Source organism: Tolypothrix tenuis PCC 7101 (assembly GCF_963874875.1).
Taxonomy (GTDB): Bacteria; Cyanobacteriota; Cyanobacteriia; order Cyanobacteriales; family Nostocaceae; genus Aulosira; species Aulosira tenue.
Genome location: NZ_CAWNJS010000003.1, coordinates 156,527 through 175,634 on the forward strand (window position 1 = coordinate 156,527; position 19,108 = coordinate 175,634).

At 38.5% G+C, this 19,108-nt stretch carries 20 protein-coding genes; 16 read left to right on the forward strand and 4 right to left on the reverse strand.

What is annotated here, in order from left to right; all coding sequences use genetic code 11:
- Positions 1–44 precede the first annotated feature (44 nt).
- The 7 genes from AACU25_RS35990 (at position 45) to dnaX (ending at position 6,504) form a co-directional block, all read left to right on the forward strand.
- Positions 45–728 carry a hypothetical protein gene (locus AACU25_RS35990; protein ID WP_096585313.1) on the forward strand — a complete coding sequence of 228 codons (684 nt, stop codon included), beginning with the start codon at positions 45–47 and terminating at the stop codon, positions 726–728.
- Complete coding sequence (locus tag AACU25_RS35995) at positions 725–1,075, forward strand: hypothetical protein (protein ID WP_096585315.1); 351 nt, start codon at positions 725–727, stop codon at positions 1,073–1,075. Before AACU25_RS35990 ends, AACU25_RS35995 begins: the two co-directional genes overlap by 4 nt.
- On the forward strand, positions 1,035–2,090 hold the full coding sequence (locus AACU25_RS36000; protein WP_242046095.1) for a DNA methyltransferase family protein: 1,056 nt from the start codon (positions 1,035–1,037) through the stop codon (positions 2,088–2,090). Before AACU25_RS35995 ends, AACU25_RS36000 begins: the two co-directional genes overlap by 41 nt.
- A gap of 220 nt (positions 2,091–2,310) precedes the next feature.
- A complete protein-coding gene (locus AACU25_RS36005) occupies positions 2,311–2,598 on the forward strand; it encodes a hypothetical protein (protein ID WP_096585321.1) in 288 nt (95 codons plus the stop codon).
- Between the two features lie 111 nt (positions 2,599–2,709).
- Positions 2,710–3,702 carry a DUF5895 domain-containing protein gene (locus tag AACU25_RS36010; protein WP_096585324.1) on the forward strand — a complete coding sequence of 331 codons (993 nt, stop codon included), beginning with the start codon at positions 2,710–2,712 and terminating at the stop codon, positions 3,700–3,702.
- A 79-nt stretch (positions 3,703–3,781) separates the two neighbouring features.
- Positions 3,782–5,152, forward strand: coding sequence for a DNA polymerase III subunit beta (gene dnaN, locus AACU25_RS36015; protein ID WP_096585327.1), 1,371 nt, complete (start codon positions 3,782–3,784; stop codon positions 5,150–5,152).
- A gap of 62 nt (positions 5,153–5,214) precedes the next feature.
- The gene (gene dnaX / locus AACU25_RS36020) at positions 5,215–6,504 is read left to right on the forward strand and encodes a DNA polymerase III subunit gamma/tau (RefSeq protein WP_096585330.1); all 1,290 of its coding nucleotides are present in this window, start codon (positions 5,215–5,217) and stop codon (positions 6,502–6,504) included.
- Positions 6,505–6,613: 109 nt separating this feature from the next.
- On the opposite strand, the gene AACU25_RS36025 is transcribed toward dnaX, so the two are convergent.
- Entirely contained in the window at positions 6,614–7,240 is a 627-nt protein-coding gene (locus AACU25_RS36025) for a nucleoside/nucleotide kinase family protein (protein WP_096585333.1), read from the reverse strand.
- A 141-nt stretch (positions 7,241–7,381) separates the two neighbouring features.
- Here AACU25_RS36025 and AACU25_RS36030 point away from each other — a divergent pair, with 141 nt between their 5' ends.
- From AACU25_RS36030 to AACU25_RS36050, 5 genes are all read left to right on the forward strand, one after another.
- Complete coding sequence (locus AACU25_RS36030) at positions 7,382–9,199, forward strand: 3'-5' exonuclease (protein WP_096585336.1); 1,818 nt, start codon at positions 7,382–7,384, stop codon at positions 9,197–9,199.
- Between the two features lie 88 nt (positions 9,200–9,287).
- Positions 9,288–10,070, forward strand: a complete 783-nt coding sequence (locus AACU25_RS36035) for a hypothetical protein (RefSeq protein WP_096585339.1) — start codon at positions 9,288–9,290, stop codon at positions 10,068–10,070.
- A 121-nt stretch (positions 10,071–10,191) separates the two neighbouring features.
- The gene (gene holA / locus AACU25_RS36040) at positions 10,192–11,151 is read left to right on the forward strand and encodes a DNA polymerase III subunit delta (protein ID WP_096585342.1); all 960 of its coding nucleotides are present in this window, start codon (positions 10,192–10,194) and stop codon (positions 11,149–11,151) included.
- On the forward strand, positions 11,148–12,023 hold the full coding sequence (locus AACU25_RS36045; protein ID WP_096585345.1) for an AAA family ATPase: 876 nt from the start codon (positions 11,148–11,150) through the stop codon (positions 12,021–12,023). Before holA ends, AACU25_RS36045 begins: the two co-directional genes overlap by 4 nt.
- 78 nt (positions 12,024–12,101) lie before the next feature.
- Positions 12,102–12,593, forward strand: coding sequence for a hypothetical protein (locus AACU25_RS36050; protein ID WP_321206608.1), 492 nt, complete (start codon positions 12,102–12,104; stop codon positions 12,591–12,593).
- On the opposite strand, the gene AACU25_RS36055 is transcribed toward AACU25_RS36050, so the two are convergent.
- The 3 genes from AACU25_RS36055 to AACU25_RS36065 all read right to left on the reverse strand — a co-directional run bounded on the left by AACU25_RS36055 (position 12,578) and on the right by AACU25_RS36065 (position 16,054).
- A complete protein-coding gene (locus tag AACU25_RS36055; RefSeq protein WP_096585348.1) occupies positions 12,578–13,843 on the reverse strand; it encodes an IS701 family transposase in 1,266 nt (421 codons plus the stop codon). The genes AACU25_RS36050 and AACU25_RS36055 overlap by 16 nt on opposite strands.
- Positions 13,844–14,138: 295 nt before the next feature.
- Positions 14,139–14,837, reverse strand: a complete 699-nt coding sequence (locus AACU25_RS36060; protein WP_096585351.1) for a hypothetical protein — start codon at positions 14,835–14,837, stop codon at positions 14,139–14,141.
- Between the two features lie 41 nt (positions 14,838–14,878).
- The gene (locus AACU25_RS36065) at positions 14,879–16,054 is read right to left on the reverse strand and encodes a hypothetical protein (RefSeq protein ID WP_096585353.1); all 1,176 of its coding nucleotides are present in this window, start codon (positions 16,052–16,054) and stop codon (positions 14,879–14,881) included.
- Positions 16,055–16,289: 235 nt separating this feature from the next.
- On the opposite strand from AACU25_RS36065, the gene ssb reads away from it, so the two are divergent.
- From ssb to AACU25_RS36085, 4 genes are all read left to right on the forward strand, one after another.
- Complete coding sequence (gene ssb, locus AACU25_RS36070; RefSeq protein WP_096585356.1) at positions 16,290–16,673, forward strand: single-stranded DNA-binding protein; 384 nt, start codon at positions 16,290–16,292, stop codon at positions 16,671–16,673.
- 73 nt (positions 16,674–16,746) lie between these two features.
- Positions 16,747–17,166 (forward strand): hypothetical protein, encoded by a 420-nt coding sequence (locus AACU25_RS36075; protein ID WP_096585358.1) that lies wholly within the window; start codon positions 16,747–16,749, stop codon positions 17,164–17,166.
- A gap of 138 nt (positions 17,167–17,304) precedes the next feature.
- Positions 17,305–18,075 carry a ParA family protein gene (locus AACU25_RS36080; RefSeq protein ID WP_096585361.1) on the forward strand — a complete coding sequence of 257 codons (771 nt, stop codon included), beginning with the start codon at positions 17,305–17,307 and terminating at the stop codon, positions 18,073–18,075.
- A complete protein-coding gene (locus AACU25_RS36085) occupies positions 18,072–19,058 on the forward strand; it encodes a ParB/RepB/Spo0J family partition protein (protein WP_096585364.1) in 987 nt (328 codons plus the stop codon). Before AACU25_RS36080 ends, AACU25_RS36085 begins: the two co-directional genes overlap by 4 nt.
- Positions 19,059–19,108: the final 50 nt, after the last annotated feature.

The window sequence follows — 19,108 nt, forward strand, 5'->3', positions numbered from 1 at the left end:
CTTACGCATATATATCCCAAAAACTAAATTTGGGATATATTTTCATGAATCGATTTAATCACAAAACACTTGAACTAGTTGAACAGAATCCAGAATGTTTATCAACGATAAATTATCGTAATCTAACTGTCAAAAGTGAATCTGAAGTTGCTGGCGGTCAGTTTCACCTCATTATGCAACAAATTGGGTTAGGGCTACCAGTCGAAGCTTTATTGAAGGCATACCCCCAAATTAATAACTGGGTTGATAAGGTAAAACCTTTTCTAAATATTCCTGGCAATAAACAATGGAACGCCCAACTTCAATATTTATATCACGATATTCTTCTCTACAGCGAGTGCGACCTGATTATCTACGGTGAAAATCAAGTAGTTGGTTTTGACTGGACAATTCAAAAACCTCCTAAATTTGAAATTCTTGAGAGCAAATGGCAAACTCAACTGAGGTTATTTCTCCTATACGAACAAACTAGAATACCATTGGAGCAAATTAGCCTGGTTTACTTGTTCGTTAACACTGATAGTATTTACCAGTTTACTTATTCTGAAGATAAACATTTGAATTTCAAAGCCCGGCTAGAAGAAACACTAGCTCCTTTTGTAGAAGATGATAAGGAGAAAAAACTTTTAACCCACAAAATGACCCCTCAAGAAGCACATGATAAATGGCTAGCAAAAGAAATATCAACTATGGAATATTTAGCAGCAATTCCTGAAGTTGAAATATGAATCCAACAGAATTAAATATCACGAAAATCGAACTCACTCCTAACAGTGGTTGGACGCTCAATATTCTCTCGCGTCGGGTAGCAACCATTACCGACCCCTTGGGAAATAGAAAAACCAGCTACTTCGGGTTCGATACCAAAGAACAAGCCGAAAAGTTTAGAAATTGGCTTGTCAGAAAAAACAAATGTAGTAGTGCAGTTATCCGTCACTCAGAACGATTAGCCACTGAATGGGAGGTAAAAGCTTGGAATGTGCCAACCTCCCTAATTCTTGAATGCGCTGTCAAAGATTTAAAGGAATCAAGCAATGCAACTATCTCTACTCAATCTACCCTACAACGAGGATAATTCACCTATAGTAGATATTTTCAATATTCCTAATTTAGAAAAAGCAGAAGCCCTCCGTAATTTAGCTGCTTCCATGCAGCCAACAATCGACCAAAAGAAAAATCCTGCTATTGGAAATCAAAGGGTAACAAAGCATCGTAAAACTATAGCTCAAGGGATAATCCAAGAAGGAATTGAACTTGAAATCATCCAATCTTGGTTATTTGCGATCGCACAAATGTGGGAAGCAGGAAATATCGCACCAATACTACGCGGTATATCTCACAAATCGCAAGTAGAAGCCCTATTTAGAATTTCCCAAATGGGAGAAACAATTCAGAAAGTCCAAGAAAAATTGGCAGGCGAATATTACCGAGACTGGGTAAAGTCTTTGAGTCGCGCCGGATTACATACACCAAGCGAAATCATATCCGCAATAACAGAAATTCAACGGGTAGTAAAACCTGAAGCAATTGATACTACCAAGCAACTACTCAATAAGCTTGAGTTAGAAATCATTGGGATGAAAGATGGAGATTTCTTCCCTACTCCTAAACTAGTCTGTCAACGGCTTGTTCAACTGGCAGATATTAAACCAAATTGGCAAATTTTAGAGCCTAGTGCTGGTAGTGGAAATATTGCTGAGTATATCACTGATACCTATCCTAATGTTCAACTAGAGGTGGTTGAGATTAATTACGATTTACGACAAATTCTAGAACTCAAAGGATTTAATCTCGTAGGGAAAAATTTTCTGGAGTTTAACCCCAGTCATTTGTACAATGCCTGTATCATGAATCCTCCATTTTGTGAACTTGTCCAACATATCTACCAGGCTTGGAAGTTACTCGTACCGGGTGGTGTATTAGTTTCAGTTATACCTGAATCAGTTTTCTTCAATCGTAAGTACAAAACCTTCAAAGGCTGGCTACAAGCCAATAATAGCTATGTGGAAATGGTAGATAAAGATGCCTTCTTGAGTTCAAATAATCCTACAAACGTAGCTACCAGAATCATTAAACTCATTAAACCATAGTGTACTACAAGTGTATGGCATACTGCCAAATTGATCAAACTAAATATGTCACGTATATTTTCCCTATATGGGGACAATATATGAGATACAAAATCCTTACACAGCAAGAGTTAGAAGTAGCACTTAATAAGTGCAAGCTTGCTGGTTGGAAGGTCAGTAATATCACCAAACTTAGTAATAAAATGCTTGAAATTAAACCCCAACGAACAAGGAGATAAATATGGCAATTGAAACTATTGCTTCTTATAGATTTATTCCTGGTAAAGACAGTCAAATAACCAGTTATGGATCTCCTGAAGAACAAACAGTCGCAATTCATAATTCAAGCATGGCATCTGTGTCACTGACTTTCACAACTGAAAACACATCTGTTCTTAGACAAATTATCATCAGTCTTCAGCAAATATACCAGACACTTATAAATACTAAAACTGAAATTATTCAGGGAGATACTTTCATTGACAGCTTTACAGACTTAAGGGGAGAGTGTGATGAAAAGTTCATCTAAATAACTAAGCATCAATCAATCTTTCAAGTCGTCTTAACAACAGACGACTTTTATTTTTTACAACGACTTTTTGCTTTACGCATTAAAGATTGATTTCAATTAATTAAAATTATGCCAAAAAGTCAAACAAAGCCTACTAATTCTGCTACTGAAGAAAGCACAGTATCCCAGTCTGAACCCCCTGAACAAACAGTTCAAAATAGTACAAAAATACAAAAGCGTAAATTAGCTATTTCTAAATTTGCAAATCCTGAGTACAATGCGCCGATTAGTAATATCTGCATCTGCCAAGTAATCAATCACATGGAAGCAGAAAAAGTCGGGTTGTTTATCAAAGATAAATACTTAGCAGCAATTAACTGGCAAGGACAAGAACCTACACACAAGCACACCTTCTCTAGTGGCACGCCAGAAATGGGAGTGTTGTTGCAATCGCCCAGGATGCACATTCTTGATGTTTCTCCCAGATATATTGAACAGCGCGATGATGGCAAAATCGTAGGAGTGTACGAATCACCTGATGGGTACGAAATGTACCAAGCAATTGGCAAAGATACCGCAGTACTGAGAAGGTTTTACTTGTTGCAACTTGTTGATGAAAATAATAATAACCTGCACTCAGTACCAATTGTCCTATCAATTAAAGGCGTTGCATCATCAAAATTTGGCGAGGCTTATAAACAGTTCCAACGCGAACTAGAGGTTGCATTCGCCCGATTTACTAATACAACTGTCGCTGAAAAACGTGCAGAGTTTCATCGCCTCGGTGTATTTCAACCCACCTTTACGCCATCTCTTGAACCTAAAGAAGCAGTCAATCAAAGAGATAAATCTTGGGTAGCAGTTGTCACTTCCTACAAATCACCAAACTCCGATGGAAGCGATTTTCTCGAATTCTTCTCAGAAGGAAAAGAAATCGATATCCAAACAACAATGCAGGCAAATCCCGAATTCTCTCACCGCATCGGTAAAACATCAACCGTTGTAGCAGAACATAATCGCTTGGTAGGTGCAGCTGATATGCCAGTAGCAGCACTTCCTCCTAGTACAGCAGGTCAGGCTTATACAGCATACAGTACTGAGATGGAAGAATTGCCCTACTAAAAAAACTATCTCATTTAACCGAAAAGGGTGCTATTTCTAGCACCCGTTAAAACATCATTTACTAAAAGCAAAGTAACAAATGAAACTAAACATTGAACAATCTAAACTCGCAGAAATTCTAGAAACCGCTTATCTCGCAATTAGTTCTAAGCCCACTGACCCAATTTTAGGAAATATCTTACTGATAGCAAATGAAGATGGGATAGTATCAGCAACAGGAACAAACCTTAACCTTACAATTCATACTACAACGACCGCTAATGTAGAAACTTCAGGTCAGGTAGCACTACCAGCCAAACTATTAACTGACACTATTAACAATGTCAGAGGAGAAATTACCTTAGAGGTAGAAAACCAAGCCTGCATAATTACTCACAATAGCGGTAAATGCCGTCTGATTGGCGGAAAACCCGACGAGTTTCCAACTCTTCCCAAGGGAGAAAATCCAATAGAGGTAAATTTAAGTGCCAAGAAACTCCAAGCCGCACTTGAAGGGACACTCTATTGCACCAATGGTGACGAAACAAAGTTAGTTTTAACTGGTGTCAACTTCAAAATTGATACCAACAAGTGGCAAGCTGCTAGTACAAATGGTCACAAATTAGCATTAGTCACAGGAATACTTGATAGCGAATATTCTGACCCAATTGACTTTACTGTTCCAGGTAAGTCACTTAGCGAGTTAAACAAAATTCTCTCTCAAAGTGCCGATACAAGCGTATGCAATATTCTTCTATCAAATAAAACTATTGAGTTTAGTCTTCCTAATACAAAGGTCATTTCCCGACTTTTAGAGGGAGAATACCCCAAAATCAATAGTTTGATTCCCAGAACATTTGAGTATGAATTTACATTAGAACGCAAGGGATTTGAGAGCGCACTGAAGCGGGTAAGTTATCTAGCCGAACGCAAGCAAAAGGTTGTCAAAATTCTCTGGGAATTGGAAGCTACACAGGCAACACTATACACTGAAGCTACTGATATCGGGGATGCAGTTGACTCGGTACTGATGAAACCAGCAACTAGTCATTCAGAAAACATCAGTATTGGATTAAATATCGATTACCTTCTCGAAGGATTAAAGCACATCAGTACTGATGAAATCGTGGTGCGGTGTAACAAACCCACGCAACCAGTTATTATCTGCCCGATGGGAGGACTGCTCAATCAGCTGTATCTGGTAATGCCTGTAGAAATTAAGCAGGGGTTTGAAAATAAATCCACCCCAAGCAAAACGACAACAGCAGAGAAAACTCCTGAAGCATTAGAAACAACAGAAACTACTGTAGTAGCCGAACTAGAAGAAGCCATAAATAATACTCAGACTTCTCAAACGGAAAGCAATGGTGAAACCTCGGAAGTAGAGACATCAACAGCTGAGGCCAAAGCTAGTAACAAAAGTAAGCCAAGTTCGCGTACACGAGCTAAGAAAGAGGCTGCTTCTGTATAAAAGCAAACTCTCCTACCAGATAACTGGTAGGAGGAATTTAAAATAAATTATTGGAAAGAACTATGTACCAACCACTACATCTCAAATACCGTCCCCAGACTCTTAGTGAAGTTATTGGACAAAAACATATCGTTCGCACTCTCATAAATGCGATCGCTCTCCAAAAGATTGCACCTGCTTACCTATTTAGTGGCCCCAAAGGTACGGGCAAAACCAGTACCGCCCGCATCATCGCTAAATCCCTCAACTGTCAATCAAGCAATGAGCCGACAACCAAGCCCTGTGGAGAATGCAATTCATGCAAGGGAATTACAGCATCTTCTTCTGTTGATGTAACCGAACTGGATGCAGCAAGCAATAGTGGAGTAGAACTGATCCGAGAGCTTATATCCACTATCCAGTTTGCACCAGTGGAAGGTAGATTCAAAATATTCATTATTGATGAATGTCATGCTCTAAGCAGCCAATCGTGGCAAGCACTCCTCAAAACCATTGAAAGCCCTCCCCGTCATGTAGTATTTATCTTCTGCACAACCGAGTTACACAAAGTTCCAGAAACCATTGTCTCCCGTTGCCAAAAGTTTGACTTTAAGAGAGTTCCTGTCTCGCTAGTTGCAAGCTACCTAGAACAAATATCTCACCAAGAAAGTATCAACATTGCGCCATCAGCAGTTACCGCCGTAGCTAAAGCAAACAAGGGACATCTGCGCGACTCACTCAAACTTTTAGATCAGTTAACTTTACTAGGTGAAGAGGAAATTACTTCTAACTGGGTTTGGGAACTATCAGGCACTATTCCCGAATACGATTTACTCACCGTCTGTGAAAATATCATCAAAGGAGAAATTACGGGCAATTTAGGCATCCTTCAAGATTGGATTGAATCTGGTAAACAGCCAACTGCCATCCATACAAGTCTTGTCAACTTCCTCAAAGACTTACTTGTGTGCAAAACTAATCCCAATGGCAGATATCTTACACAGCTAGAAGAGGACACCTGGGAGGAATTAGTAAGTATCTCGCAGTTGTGGAATATCGACCAGATCCGAAACGCGATCGCACTTTTAATGGCACGCCAAAATCTCATGCGGGATGAAGACGCGCACCTTTGGTTAGAAGCTACACTTGTCGAGATAGTGCCAACCAACAAGGGTAGTCACCAATCACAACCCTGGAAAGATTGGAAAACTGCTCAAGATGCGATTAACTGGGGCAAGGAACAGTTACCCCACTTAACACAAGCGCAGTTACAAGAACACTGGCAAAAGCTGACACCTATTAATGGTAAAAAGGCACCAGCTTGGGTAGAAGCTGTCCAAAAGCTGCAACAAAAACAACTACAGCAAGCTTAACTTTAAGGAGGGTTATAACTATAGTAATAACCCTCCTTTTATAGTTTTCTAGTAACAGTTAAAATGCTCAAACTACTAAAGGGCTTAATATTTATTAAAATACTCTCATTTAGGCAACCTGCATTAATTCCATACATTTCTTTGAAAGTTCGTCTGCCACTGACACAGATTCTACATCAATACACATAAATCCGAGATTTTCAACCTTCTCCCTCATGCGTTTATTATATAATAAGGTACGGTCTAAAAACTTTTGAATTAGGTGCTTTTTATCCTCACTTACATTATAAAAATTACTTTCACTAAAGATTCGGTAAGAGAAGAGTTGGTCACTAGCCGTAAGCCAAATCGCTTTAACACCATTTTCGCTAACTAAATTCGCTACAAATTCAGGCCATAATGCAGAGCCTTCAAGGATAAGGCATTCCGTTGATAAATCAGACGCATGAGAATGAACGATAATCTCGACTTGCGGTAACACATTTTTCTCATAATGCGATAATACATCTACAAAAAGAGCGTCAACAGACAAAGTTCCATAATGTTCTGCTACGTGTTCTGGAATAGCATTTCTATTTGCACCCACCCAAGGATGTCCAGGATGCCGAGCGAGTTTGTCTGTAGAACGATAACTCCAACCAAGCCTCGCCACCAAAGATTGGCCAAGGGTGGATTTGCCTACATGAGAGGAGCCACCAATTAAAATCACTCGTGTTTCATTGCTTAATTCATTCATAAGTACTGATTAACCTTACTTATTTCTATATTTATTTAATCAAATAACCAAATAAATTAACATTTACTACCACAGCAGCATACGCAGTTAAGTTGATAGTTAAAAATTAATATCAACATGAATTAGGAAAATCTCTAATTAATGAATTATAACCACAGAGATTTTGTAAAAAAATCTAGAGGAATAATCGTTGTTGATGAAGACAAACTAAACATTTATTGGAAAGACCCCTCTCCAATAAAACCTTGGCAGCCCAAAATACAACTCAAGCCGTATCAGGAACTTTCACAAATATTTGTCGATATCGAAACAGCAGGAATAAACCCCTTTGAAAGCCGTATCTATGCTATTGGTTGTATGGATTCAAGGGGATATTCTACTATTTTCATGGATATCTCAGAAGCTAAAATACTGACCAAATTTATCAACCATCTCAGTAAAAGAAATCCAGATGTCATTTTCACCTATAACGGGATGGCATTTGATATTCCATTTATTATTACTCGATGCAACTTGCACGGTATAAAACACCCATTTAAAGTTGCATCTAAATCTCGGACTATTCGTACTGCCCAAGTACGGGGCGAGCCACTAAAAATTCAGGAGGTGTTCATCCAAAATAGCCAACACGTAGACATTTATATCTGCGTTCTGAGGTGGGATTTCATAGCCAAAAAGCTAACTAACGGCAGATCGCTCAAAAAGGCTGTATTGGACATGGGACTGCGCCAGAAGACTAGGCTAGTTCTTCCCTATGAAGAAATCCTCAGTTGTTGGAAAGATGGCCCCAACAGTAAGGGATGGAAACGCCTGAAAGAGTATCTTGTCTACGACCTTGAAGACACCCGGCTAATTGCGAATAGACTTGTACCCTCATACTATTACGAAGCACTAATTGTACCGGAAATGAATCTCCAGCAGCTAACACTTGCTGGTAATGGTACTAAATGGGAACGAATATTTGAGCATCATTATCCAGGTTATAAACCAAAACCCGATCGCAAGTACAAATTCCAAGGAGGGATGGCCTACTCTATTCCTGGACTGTATAGAAGAGTTGGATATGCAGATATTAGCTCAATGCACCCTTGGGCAATGCTAGATAAGGGTATTTGCTCAATTAAAGATACAGAACGTATTGGGCTAAGTATTCTGCAATATTTGGTGAATGAAAAATCTAGGCTGGAACAACTTGCATCTGCTGGAGATGTTGCTGCTAAGGAAAAAAGAGAATCCATCAAGGTTTTAGCTAACTCTGAGTTTGGATTCTTCGGCACGTCTGAACTCGCGTTCAATGATATGGAGGCTGCTGCATTAGTTACAGCCTACAGTCGAAAAGTACTCAAGCTAATGATTGAAATTATCACTCAGCACGGTGGTACTCCTGTGGAAGTTGACACCGATGGAGTGTTTTTCACCCATCCCAACCCAGAAGAGGTACGTAGTTTACTTCAATCTCAATTGCCTAAAGGGATAACTGTCAAGCTAGAGTTTATCGCTGACGCTATGTTTATTCCAGAACGGGGAACCAAAAATTACCTTTTATGGCTTCCAGACGGGAAAATCATCACTAAAGGCAACTGGCGCAACCGCGATCGCTCTCAACTAGAGAAAGAGTTTTCTATTGAGTATTTAACCCTGCTAATTCAAAATGTATCAGCAGCAGAAGATTATTATGCACACATTAAATCCCAGATTTTATCAAGGGAATATCCAAAAGAAAAACTTGCAATCACACGCAAAATTAAAGAGGGCGAAAAAGAAATCCTCAAATTAGGGAAACCTGGAGATGTAGTAACTTACTATTACGGAATTAGCGGCATAACTAATATCAGCAGTAATGAAAATTACTCACGCCAATACTATCTTCACTTAATTGAAAAAAGGCGAGAAGAAATTCTTAAGATAGCTGCTCCTGCGACACTAGAAAGTAACAAACGTCAGTTATCTCTTTTCTAAACGAACAAAGTTGAGATTTTACGTAAATCTCAAAGCTAATAAATATGAATGTTTTTCAAATTCATACATTCTGATTTGTCTGTAACTAATGAAAAATAAATCCTCTTCTCGCAAGCCCAGGCTTAATAAAAAGCAAAGGGCTTGGGTAAACTCATTCCTTTCGTCTCATCCTAATGCCAGAGTTAGAACTATCTACGAATTGGATGGCGATCGCGTAGTTCAAATTGAGTGGTGGGAAAACACAACCCCAGTAATATTAGACCCGAAAAGTTACATCCAAGGAATTATCAGCTACAACATGTGGGTTAAACTAAGAAAGTCTGGCGATCCCAGGAAAACGGCTGAGTTCTCTTATCGCATTACCCCACCAGAAAAACGAAGCGCATCATGGCACTTAACAGGTCAACTCTCTCTAGAACTCCCTCAATGTTACGAAGTTGCAGAACCAAACAACCCAGTTATCATTAAATCAAAAAGGAGAAATACTAAAACCAAAAAAGTTAAAAAATTTCTTCAATATACTCTTCCTTTATCAGAGATTAATGTTCAAATTCATACTACAAATATAAAAGATGATGGTGTTACTCTATGTGGACAAGAAATATTACTAGAAAACACATCACACCTAAATTTAGATACTGGTCAAGACACTAAACTTCCCGAAGCTATAGTCAAAATTCTCTCAGAGAAACAAGCCAGCTTAAAGGAATGGGAAACAGCTATTACACTATACGAGGTAGCTGGTTATAGTGGAGTAATAGAGTACCTTCAACAGTTAGATTCTTGGCGCAAATACTTGGGTAATAAACCAGTAGAGAACCATATTGATAAAGATTCAATTCAAAATTTCGTACAACCAGCACAAACTTAAGTAAGGTATTTACTGGTCACTACATAATAAATACCAAGCAGAAAGAGTTAATACTAACTCTTCTTTTTTTAACCACTGCTGATAACTAACGCATGATAATTAGATGTTTATCTAATCTGCAATGCCAGTATACCTATACTACGGCGAAGATACCTATTCGCTCAATCAAAAAATAAACCATTTGGTGAATCAAAATGTTCATACTGAATGGAAAGCTTTCAACTACATCAAGCTATCTGGAAATGAGAAAAATATTGCTGCCAATGTTTTTACTGAGGTTATGACTTTACCCTTTGGAGATGGTAACAAAATTGTTCATACAGACAGCGATCATTTAATTGGAAGCTTATTAAATGAGGATAATAACCAAGAACTTGAAAATCAACTTTCTCGAATACCTGCAAGTAACATTCTTCTAATTACTAGTAACAAAAAGCCAGATTCCCGCAGAGCAGTAGTAAAAACTATCATAAAATATGCTCAACAAGAAGAGTTTCCTCTCGTTCCTTGCTGGGATAAAAAGGGGATAGTTAATTTAATAGGGAAGTATGCAGCTATCCATCAAGTTAAACTTACACCGGATGTGACTGATTATCTAGTTGAAGCAATTGGTAATAACACTGCACGAGCCGATAGCGAATTTGCTAAACTTGCTGTCTATGCAAGTGAAAAAATTATTTCCCTTGAGGAGATAAAACAATTAGTTAGTAATCACAATACTGACTACAAAAAGCTTACTATGGCTATGTTAAGAAATCATTTAAACTTGGCAATAGCGCAGATGGATAAACTACTAGATAGTAATGAACATCCACTCAAAATAGTAGCAACGCTTACGTCAATTTTTCGCACTTGGCTAATAACTAAAGCTGGTGTAGAAGCTAAATTATCTGACATCAAGATTGCAGAAATAGCTGAACTAAAAAACCCTAAAAGATTGTATTACCTCAAAGATGAAGTAAAGTCTGTAGGCATTCAAAAACTGAAAAACAGCCTTACCTTACTTTTACAACTCGAAACGGAACTCAAAAGCGGCACTAACAATTTAATTAGTCGAACTATCGAAATTTGCACAGTATGAAAAATGATTTGTTTACAGAAATTATCGGACAGCATATCGCCAAGCTTCTACTAACTGAAGCAATCGAACGTAATCAAATTGCTCCCGCATACCTATTTAGCAGCGAAGTTGAGGGAGTAGGCAAAGGAAAAATTGCTTTGGCATTCGCAAATGCAATACTCTCAAGAGGAAGTCGCTCCGCGATCGCAGGAGAATCTAAACATCTAGACATCTTACAAATCAAACCAAGCTATACCGAAAACACCTCTCAGCAGAAAAGTGTCCCTGCTATCCGAGTAGAACAGGTGCGCGAGGTAATTGAATTTCTCTCAACTAGTGCAGTCGAGGGCAAGCAAAAGGTGGTGATTATCCACGAAGCAGATATGCTCAACCCTACTGCCGCTAACAAACTTCTCAAGACGCTGGAAGAACCTAAAACTGGAACGTTTATTCTGATATCATCCTATCCTCAAAAGCTATTACCCACTATCAAGAGTAGGTGTCAAATCATACCTTTCCAAAGGTTAACTGATGAGGAGGTTATTTCTGTCCTTAAAGACCAACAAATTGAGGTAACAGAAAAAATACTAGCTATCAGTTCTGGCAGTCCTGGTCAAGCGATCGCCAATATTAAAATGTTAGCTTCCATCTCACAAGAAATCACAAGTCAACTGGAAGTGCCTCCTGACGATATCCTCAACGCACTCAGTTTAAGTAACTCCATCTCAAGCTGGAATCACCAGACGCAGTTATGGTTGCTTACCTACCTGCAATATAACTGGTGGCAGAAATTGAAAAGCACTAAGCTACTAGCTAAATTCAGCCAAGCAAGACAGCAATTGCTGCATCACGTTACGCCCAGAAGCGTTTGGGATAGCCTACTTCTGCCATAGCAAAACACACTCATTATCAAAAAGCACTGCCAGTTAGAAGTATTTCTAGCTGGCAGTATTAGTTTACACATAAATAATATGAACCAGCAGCACAGCTTATTCGATGTCGAAGAAACCATCCGTAACAGTAAAAACCAAAAAACCAGCGAAATATTAAACCCCAGCACTAGAAAGATACTTCAACTACTAACCAGCCAAGGGATTAACAAAGCTGTAACAGCCAGCCTACTCGATCTAGCAGGCGCAAGTCGTGAAATTGTTCAATACATCGCCGGGCCAATTGTCACTCAGCAGAACGGCTGGCAACAGACAGTTCCGTCCTGGGTTTGGCGCGCGATCGCAGTTGATAGATTAGATGCAGCTTTACAAGAGATAGACAAGGGAGAAGTAGGTAAACTCGCCTCTAGTAGCGAAGTTGTTGCATTGATGATGCCAATTGCTTTTGAAGTGCCGCTATCATCCCAATGGACAGATGTTTACCTCTGGGCAAGTTATGATGCCCTTGTCAGACACAGACCTTTCAAGAATTTCAACTACCGGGACTTAAACGAAAATCAAGCCCAAATGTAGCCTAAACTAGCTTTATAAGCAGCAAACACGTCACGATTTAAGTTCAACCAATCAATAAATCGGAAAGACATAGCGGTTCTAAATGCCTCTAAAGCTTCAGTAAAAGTGTTCAAAGGTTTGTTAGCCCATCGTCGTCTCAATCCTCCAGTCAACCGATGCCAAAGAATAAAAGTGTAGGCACAAAAAACCAAAATAAAATGGCGCAGTAAACTCCTTTGCTCTCGAACTTGATATTCCTTAAGCCCTAACCATCCCTTAGCTTCCCTATAAAAAACTTCGACCCAATTCCTTTGAGAATATGTATCAACTATCCATTGTGGTGTAACAATAGACGGTGAAACATTGGTGATGAAATAGTCGATATCAGTGGCTGCTGAGAAAGTCGGAGCATTCATAACGATAGCGATATTTCGCTTTCCACTTAATCCTGATATTTCTACTTCACAAGTTACTACCCATAATGTTTTGGGTTTATCTAACTCTATTTGAATTTCCGTGAAAGCCTCTTTAGATAAGCTCTGAGCTAATTCATCTAACCGAATTGTTTGTTGAATATCATCTGTTTGATTAACTGTTACTTTTCGATTTTTAGCTAACCCTCCTAAATATTTTAACTGCCGTTTTTCCAACTCTAACAAAAATGACGTATTGTTGCCGTATCCAGCATCTACAATTACTATCCCAGGTTGATATTTTCTTTTAAGCGTTTTATCTATTAACTTGACTGCTAGTTCTGGTTTTTTCTCAAATCGAGGGTCTTGTTTCCCTTGAGCTAAAGAATCAGCGTGTTGATATAACTCTATATCTAACGGTAAGCTTTTTCTGCCATCATATAAATGCGTTGTTACTACTACGATTCCATTATCTGTTTTGCCGATTTCTCCAATATACTGTCTCCCCACACCAGCAGTAAAATTACCACTCTTTCTGTGACCAGAATCATCAATTATTAAGCTAAAACCTCTACTAATTCTCGTTTGACTGCACTTATTCATGATTTCTAATCGACGCTCATTCACCTCCCCACTAGACCAAGGTGCTTCGGTTAAAAAGTGATGTAATCGGTGGTACGTTACACCTACAGCATTATCCGCCATTTGAAACAGGTTTTTTCTCTCACTTTCACCTAATAAACCCCCTAGATAGTGCCTAAACTCTCTTTTTTGCGCTTTATTAGTAAACACATCATCAAATCTTTGACACCATCTTTCAAAGCATGGTGGCATCGCTGTGGGAGTGGTTTCTTTCATGAGCTTTTTCTAACGTGAAAGCTATGTTAGTTAAGCATTATACTATTTTTTAGCCTGATTTTTGTTTAAGTCCCGCTACGAAAACCTCTGGGAGAAAATTGGTACAACTCCGGTTTCGTATAATAAAATTCGCTCTGATTATGAAACTCTAGCTACTGATATTCGTTCTCGTGTAGTCAAACACGCAGCGAAAGAGGGATGGGGTAAGAAGTCTTCAAATAACAACAAACACCCTGTTACAGCAACTTCAACTGAGAGTAATACTAAGATGGAGCAATTGTCACTGTTTTAATAACTAATTGTTAGTACTTTTTTCAACACTCCTCCCAAATTCCTTCCTCTCTTTGTCCGTGAGAGGAGGAAGTTCTTCCTTGTAATAAAAATTGCCTAATTTCTGACACTGATTGACATAAATTCGTCTTGCTGATTCACTTGCCCTCAAGTCCTGACGCAAAAGTAATTTAAATGATTTTTCACGCTCCTTCAATTCTTTTGCTGCTACAAGAATTTCTGGTGATAAGGCAGGATTTTCATAAGTAGAATAAAGTTCCTCACTTGATGAATAAACGCTTAGTCTATTACCAGCAGGTTGAGTTAGAAGACGCTGGGTATTATACGAACGCCATAGACCTAACTTTTCGCGCCGTAGTGACTCAATTTCAACCTCACCAACTCGGTCTGGAGTACTGCGCCGCACGTAGATAAAACAAGCTTTATCAGCCGCTACAGTCAAACTCACTTTTACACCATTACCATCAAAATAAAACGAGTCAATTAAGTCGTTATCTGCACTAACTTCTCCAAGCTTCTCTTTAGTTGATAAATCAGGTAACACTTCTGAATTTAACGACGGCGTAGCATTATTAATATTAGCTGAAGATAATGAAGGCGTAGGTGAAGGATTTGATTCTATAGCTGAAACTTTATTTTCTTTTTCTGGAGATGAACATCCAACCACTAAGAATAATAATCCTATAAATAAATATTTTTTCATAAATATAAATTTGTCTTTATTAGCCGATAGCAGAATATTAATTATTGTTTTCCATCCAAACGACCTGTTTGATAAAACTCAAGAAGGTTAGGGAAAGCTTTTTGTAGCAACCAGTTCCGCCCAATTTCTGATTCGGGAATATTTGAAGCAGCCATGTAATAACTACTTCTGTAAGCAGCTACACCTAAACAAGCTTGTAGGCTGGATATAGCCCGTGAAGAAACTGGAATAGCCATCAAATCTTGTATATGACTAGGATGATAATTTTGTCCTACCAGTAAAAAATGAACTAAAGTATGAACCAACCGGGGTAAGACAACTGTTCGGTCTTGCCAACGTTCTAAACGGGTCTTGATACGGAAGTAATCAGGTAAATCAGCTGCTTGAGATTCATCAAGGAACAAATCGCTTTGGCTTTCGATAAAATTAGAATCCAGACCTATAAACTGTTTAAGAAAAACAAGCGTTTTGCCCCAACGTTCGTGTTCCTTAGTTTTAGGAGAGAATGCACCTTCTGAATACTGTGAACCATACTTTTCTTGAAGCTGTACAACCGCTTCTTGATTGATATCACCTTGCCAGTCAGATTCAACAAAAAACTCTTTTAAAATATCTTGCAAGTAGATGGATGAAAACTCATTAATATTTGGCGCTTCATCATCAAAATCATGTTCATAAGTATTAACAATAAATTTCTCTAACTCGATTTCTAACTCTTGCTTTCTATTAACTGGTAGTAATGATTGAGCGTCTTCTAACGATAAAGGAAAATCTAAATAAGGATGACCTTTGGCTAAGTAAGAATCACCCAAATCTGCCAAACTTTCAAGCGCAAGAGTCCGGGCAAAATACTCATCTTGTGGGTGTACGCATATCCCCTCTAATTCCTTATCCACCAACATCATAGTAATTGCCAGTAGAGCAAACCATGAAGCATCGTGCAAACAAGTTGGTAAATCAGCAATTAAATCTACTAACTTCAGTTCTAGAATTTCTCTCCAAACGCCTATCCTAGCGGTATTGGAAACATCACAAAAATGCTCAACCTCTTCTCCAACATATGTTTCTCCTAACCACGTAAGATTTTCTACTTGCAAAGGTGAAGAGTAGTCAGGAGTTAGCTGACTTTGGCTGTCTTCATCGAACTGTATCCACATCAGAGCCAAGAGTATCAGCTTACAAATACTTACTCGCTTCACGAGAAGATATTCAAGCATAAGTCATTACTTATAGTTTTTAGATACATACGACAATAATTGCGATCCCACCATAGCACAGGATAATTGGCCGTTCCTTAGTAAAAACCGCAATGTAATGAGAAACAGGAATCAAAAATAACTCATAAGTATGAAGCAAAAGATGAGCTTTAAATAAAACAAGTCGTCAAAATGATAAATCCTAAAAGAACTAATGCTGACGCAGCAATAAGAGAAATATATAAATTCTCGCGTTATGAAGTATATCAACAAAGTCATGCTAGTTGGCAGATGTGGACAAGAACCCGATCTGAAATATTTCGAGTCCGGTGCAGTTAAGGCTTCAATCTCTATTGCAGTAAGACCCCCCTACAGAAGTGAACAAGCTCTTTGGTTTGATTTAGTCGCTTGGGGAAATCAAGCAGAAGTGATTGGAAATTACGTTCGTAAAGGAACTCAGATTGCAATTACTGGTGAGTTTGGATTTGATCGTTGGGCTGATAAAAATTCTGGCACTATGCGGCAAAAGCCTGTAATCACAATCAACACCATCGAATTATTAGGTTCACCCCGTAAGGAAGAATCTACATCTACTTCTGCACCAAACGAAACACAGGCTGTAGCTAACGCAAATTTTTAGAAAGTTACAAATCGCTTATGCAGTGTAAATCATAGGCGATTAACCATCTAATCAATCTACAAATCAAACGACCATGATTCATAATACTGCAACTATTAATCTTAAATCAGTGAACACAACCCACGACAAAGAAGGTTCCTTGATTGCTTTTGGAATTGCTGAATTCTACTACCGTTCCAAGGAAGGAGTCGTTACTGACGAGATACCATTCCGTTCCAAGGGCGCACCTGCTGTCGTCATCAACGAACAGGGAGAAGGCGTACATGGTACAGCAGAAGGATATCTTGATTTAGTAGTAGATAACAGGGGTGAGTACAAAGAAAAGATTGCCACATTCGTAATTAGAAACTTTATCTCAACACAACCTATTAACGAACTTACCCAAGTTAGCAAAAACTCTCACTCGCCTGAAACTCCTGATTTTGTTAAGGAACTACTCGAAGATAACGTTACTTCGACAAATGAAGACTTAGATGAAGAACCTCCATTTTAGAACCAATTAACTGAATAATGCTAGTCCAGACAGGTTTACTGGTTTGAACTAGCGTTATTTTTTTTCAAAAATCCAAAATAAAAATCCACTGTTTGGTAGAATCGCTGACATGGGTTCACAAAATCGCTTCATTAATATATGTCATCAACCAAAATAATTGCCACTTTCAATCAGTCAGGTGGTGCAGCTAAGACAACTATTACACACAATCTTGGATACCACCTTGCTAAAAAACACCGTGTACTGCTTGTGGATATGGACCCACAAGCATCACTAACAGCTTTTATGGGATTAGGGGAAGTCAAGCTGCAAACTGAACAAACTATCTATGGTGCGATCGCTGAAGAAACTCCCCTGTATATATGGGAAAAACCTATTCACGGGATGCACATTGTACCAACAAATATCCAATTGGCAGGTACGGAGCAAAAAATTTTTCATGACTTGACCATCGACAACCGCCAACGGCTCAAGTTTGTGCTATCAAATGTACTTGACCAGTATGATTATATTTTGATTGATTGCCCGCCTTCTTTAGGAATCCTAAGCATTATGAGCTTAGTAGCTGCTTCACACGTTATTATTCCTGTTGAAACGCAATATAAGTGCTATCTTGGCACCAACCAACTGCTAGAAACAATTGCCCGACTCAAAAAAGGAGGACACCAGAAATTACAAATTGCCTGTATAATTCCAACCAAATACGATAATCGTAATCTTCAAGACACAGGAATACTGGAAGAAATTAAACAACAGGTTGAAGGACGGATACACGTTACTGCCCCCATTCCTAAATCAACAGCTTTTCCTGACGCAACCCAAGCACATCTACCACTTGCACTCCACAAGAAAAACCACCCCGCAGTTAGCATACTCGAAGAAATTACAAAATATATTATTCAACTATGAGCCAAAAACGCGAACTAGAAAAACTTACTGGACTGGATAATTTATTTGGAGATGAAGAAGAACAATCTTTATCTGATTCCACTTTACCTTTATCTCAAATCATCCTTCCGCCGAGTCAGCCTCGTCGCTATTTTGACCCTGTAAAACTCAAATCGCTCGCTGACAGCATTAGGGAAGTAGGGTTACTAGAACCCATTGTTGTTAGAAAGATTCACGAAGATAAGTATGAGTTGATCGCTGGTGAACGCCGTCTCAAAGCTTGTGAAATTGCAGGACTTGAGGAAATCCTTGTAGTCATTATTGAATGCGACGAAAAAAAAGCTCGTAAACTCCGCTTAGTTGAAAACCTCCAAAGGGAAGACCTCAATGCTTACGAGGAAACTATCGGAATTCTCGAATTACTAGCCGAAGAACTCGATGTTGACCAAGAGACAGTGGTCAAACTGCTCTATGACATGAATAACGAAAGCAAAGGTAATTCTAACCATAACGTTATGGTTAGTGATGAAGGACGAATCATACAAGATGTATTCTTGAGGTTAGGAAAAATTACTTGGCAGTCATTTGTAGCCAATCGTCTTCCTTTACTCAAACTCCATTTAGATATCCAAACCGCACTGCAAAAAGGTGAAATTGAATATACAAAAGCTAAGGAAATCAACCGGATAAAAAATGATGATGAAAGACAGAAAGTTTTAAATAAAGTGATCATAGAAAGTTTATCACTATCTGAAATTAGGATTCTAGTAGGAAATATTCTTCAGCAACAGTCAGAAAGTAAGCCATCATCTCATAACCAAGAGCAAAAAGAAAAAGTTGATAAAATATACAAAGCACTTAGAAAAAGTAAAATTTGGAATGATGAGAAAAAGCTAAAAAAAATTAATAAGCTTTTTACTCAAATTGAAGCACTTCTAGAAGAAGAAAACAAAGATGATCCTTCTTTACAGCAAGGTAGTCTAGTCTCGGACAACTCTCTGTAAAAGGTACTGGATGGCTAGAAGTCAACTCATAGATTAAGTCATCATTACAG

Coding starts and splice junctions, on each gene's coding strand:
- AACU25_RS35990 (WP_096585313.1), top strand. CDS start 45: ATGAATCGATTTAATCACAAAACACTTGAACTAGTTGAACAGAATCCA.
- AACU25_RS35995 (WP_096585315.1), top strand. CDS start 725: ATGAATCCAACAGAATTAAATATCACGAAAATCGAACTCACTCCTAAC.
- AACU25_RS36000 (WP_242046095.1), top strand. CDS start 1,035: ATGCAACTATCTCTACTCAATCTACCCTACAACGAGGATAATTCACCT.
- AACU25_RS36005 (WP_096585321.1), top strand. CDS start 2,311: ATGGCAATTGAAACTATTGCTTCTTATAGATTTATTCCTGGTAAAGAC.
- AACU25_RS36010 (WP_096585324.1), top strand. CDS start 2,710: ATGCCAAAAAGTCAAACAAAGCCTACTAATTCTGCTACTGAAGAAAGC.
- dnaN (WP_096585327.1), top strand. CDS start 3,782: ATGAAACTAAACATTGAACAATCTAAACTCGCAGAAATTCTAGAAACC.
- dnaX (WP_096585330.1), top strand. CDS start 5,215: ATGTACCAACCACTACATCTCAAATACCGTCCCCAGACTCTTAGTGAA.
- AACU25_RS36025 (WP_096585333.1), bottom strand. CDS start 7,240: ATGAATGAATTAAGCAATGAAACACGAGTGATTTTAATTGGTGGCTCC.
- AACU25_RS36030 (WP_096585336.1), top strand. CDS start 7,382: ATGAATTATAACCACAGAGATTTTGTAAAAAAATCTAGAGGAATAATC.
- AACU25_RS36035 (WP_096585339.1), top strand. CDS start 9,288: ATGAAAAATAAATCCTCTTCTCGCAAGCCCAGGCTTAATAAAAAGCAA.
- holA (WP_096585342.1), top strand. CDS start 10,192: ATGCCAGTATACCTATACTACGGCGAAGATACCTATTCGCTCAATCAA.
- AACU25_RS36045 (WP_096585345.1), top strand. CDS start 11,148: ATGAAAAATGATTTGTTTACAGAAATTATCGGACAGCATATCGCCAAG.
- AACU25_RS36050 (WP_321206608.1), top strand. CDS start 12,102: ATGAACCAGCAGCACAGCTTATTCGATGTCGAAGAAACCATCCGTAAC.
- AACU25_RS36055 (WP_096585348.1), bottom strand. CDS start 13,843: ATGAAAGAAACCACTCCCACAGCGATGCCACCATGCTTTGAAAGATGG.
- AACU25_RS36060 (WP_096585351.1), bottom strand. CDS start 14,837: ATGAAAAAATATTTATTTATAGGATTATTATTCTTAGTGGTTGGATGT.
- AACU25_RS36065 (WP_096585353.1), bottom strand. CDS start 16,054: ATGCTTGAATATCTTCTCGTGAAGCGAGTAAGTATTTGTAAGCTGATA.
- ssb (WP_096585356.1), top strand. CDS start 16,290: ATGAAGTATATCAACAAAGTCATGCTAGTTGGCAGATGTGGACAAGAA.
- AACU25_RS36075 (WP_096585358.1), top strand. CDS start 16,747: ATGATTCATAATACTGCAACTATTAATCTTAAATCAGTGAACACAACC.
- AACU25_RS36080 (WP_096585361.1), top strand. CDS start 17,305: ATGTCATCAACCAAAATAATTGCCACTTTCAATCAGTCAGGTGGTGCA.
- AACU25_RS36085 (WP_096585364.1), top strand. CDS start 18,072: ATGAGCCAAAAACGCGAACTAGAAAAACTTACTGGACTGGATAATTTA.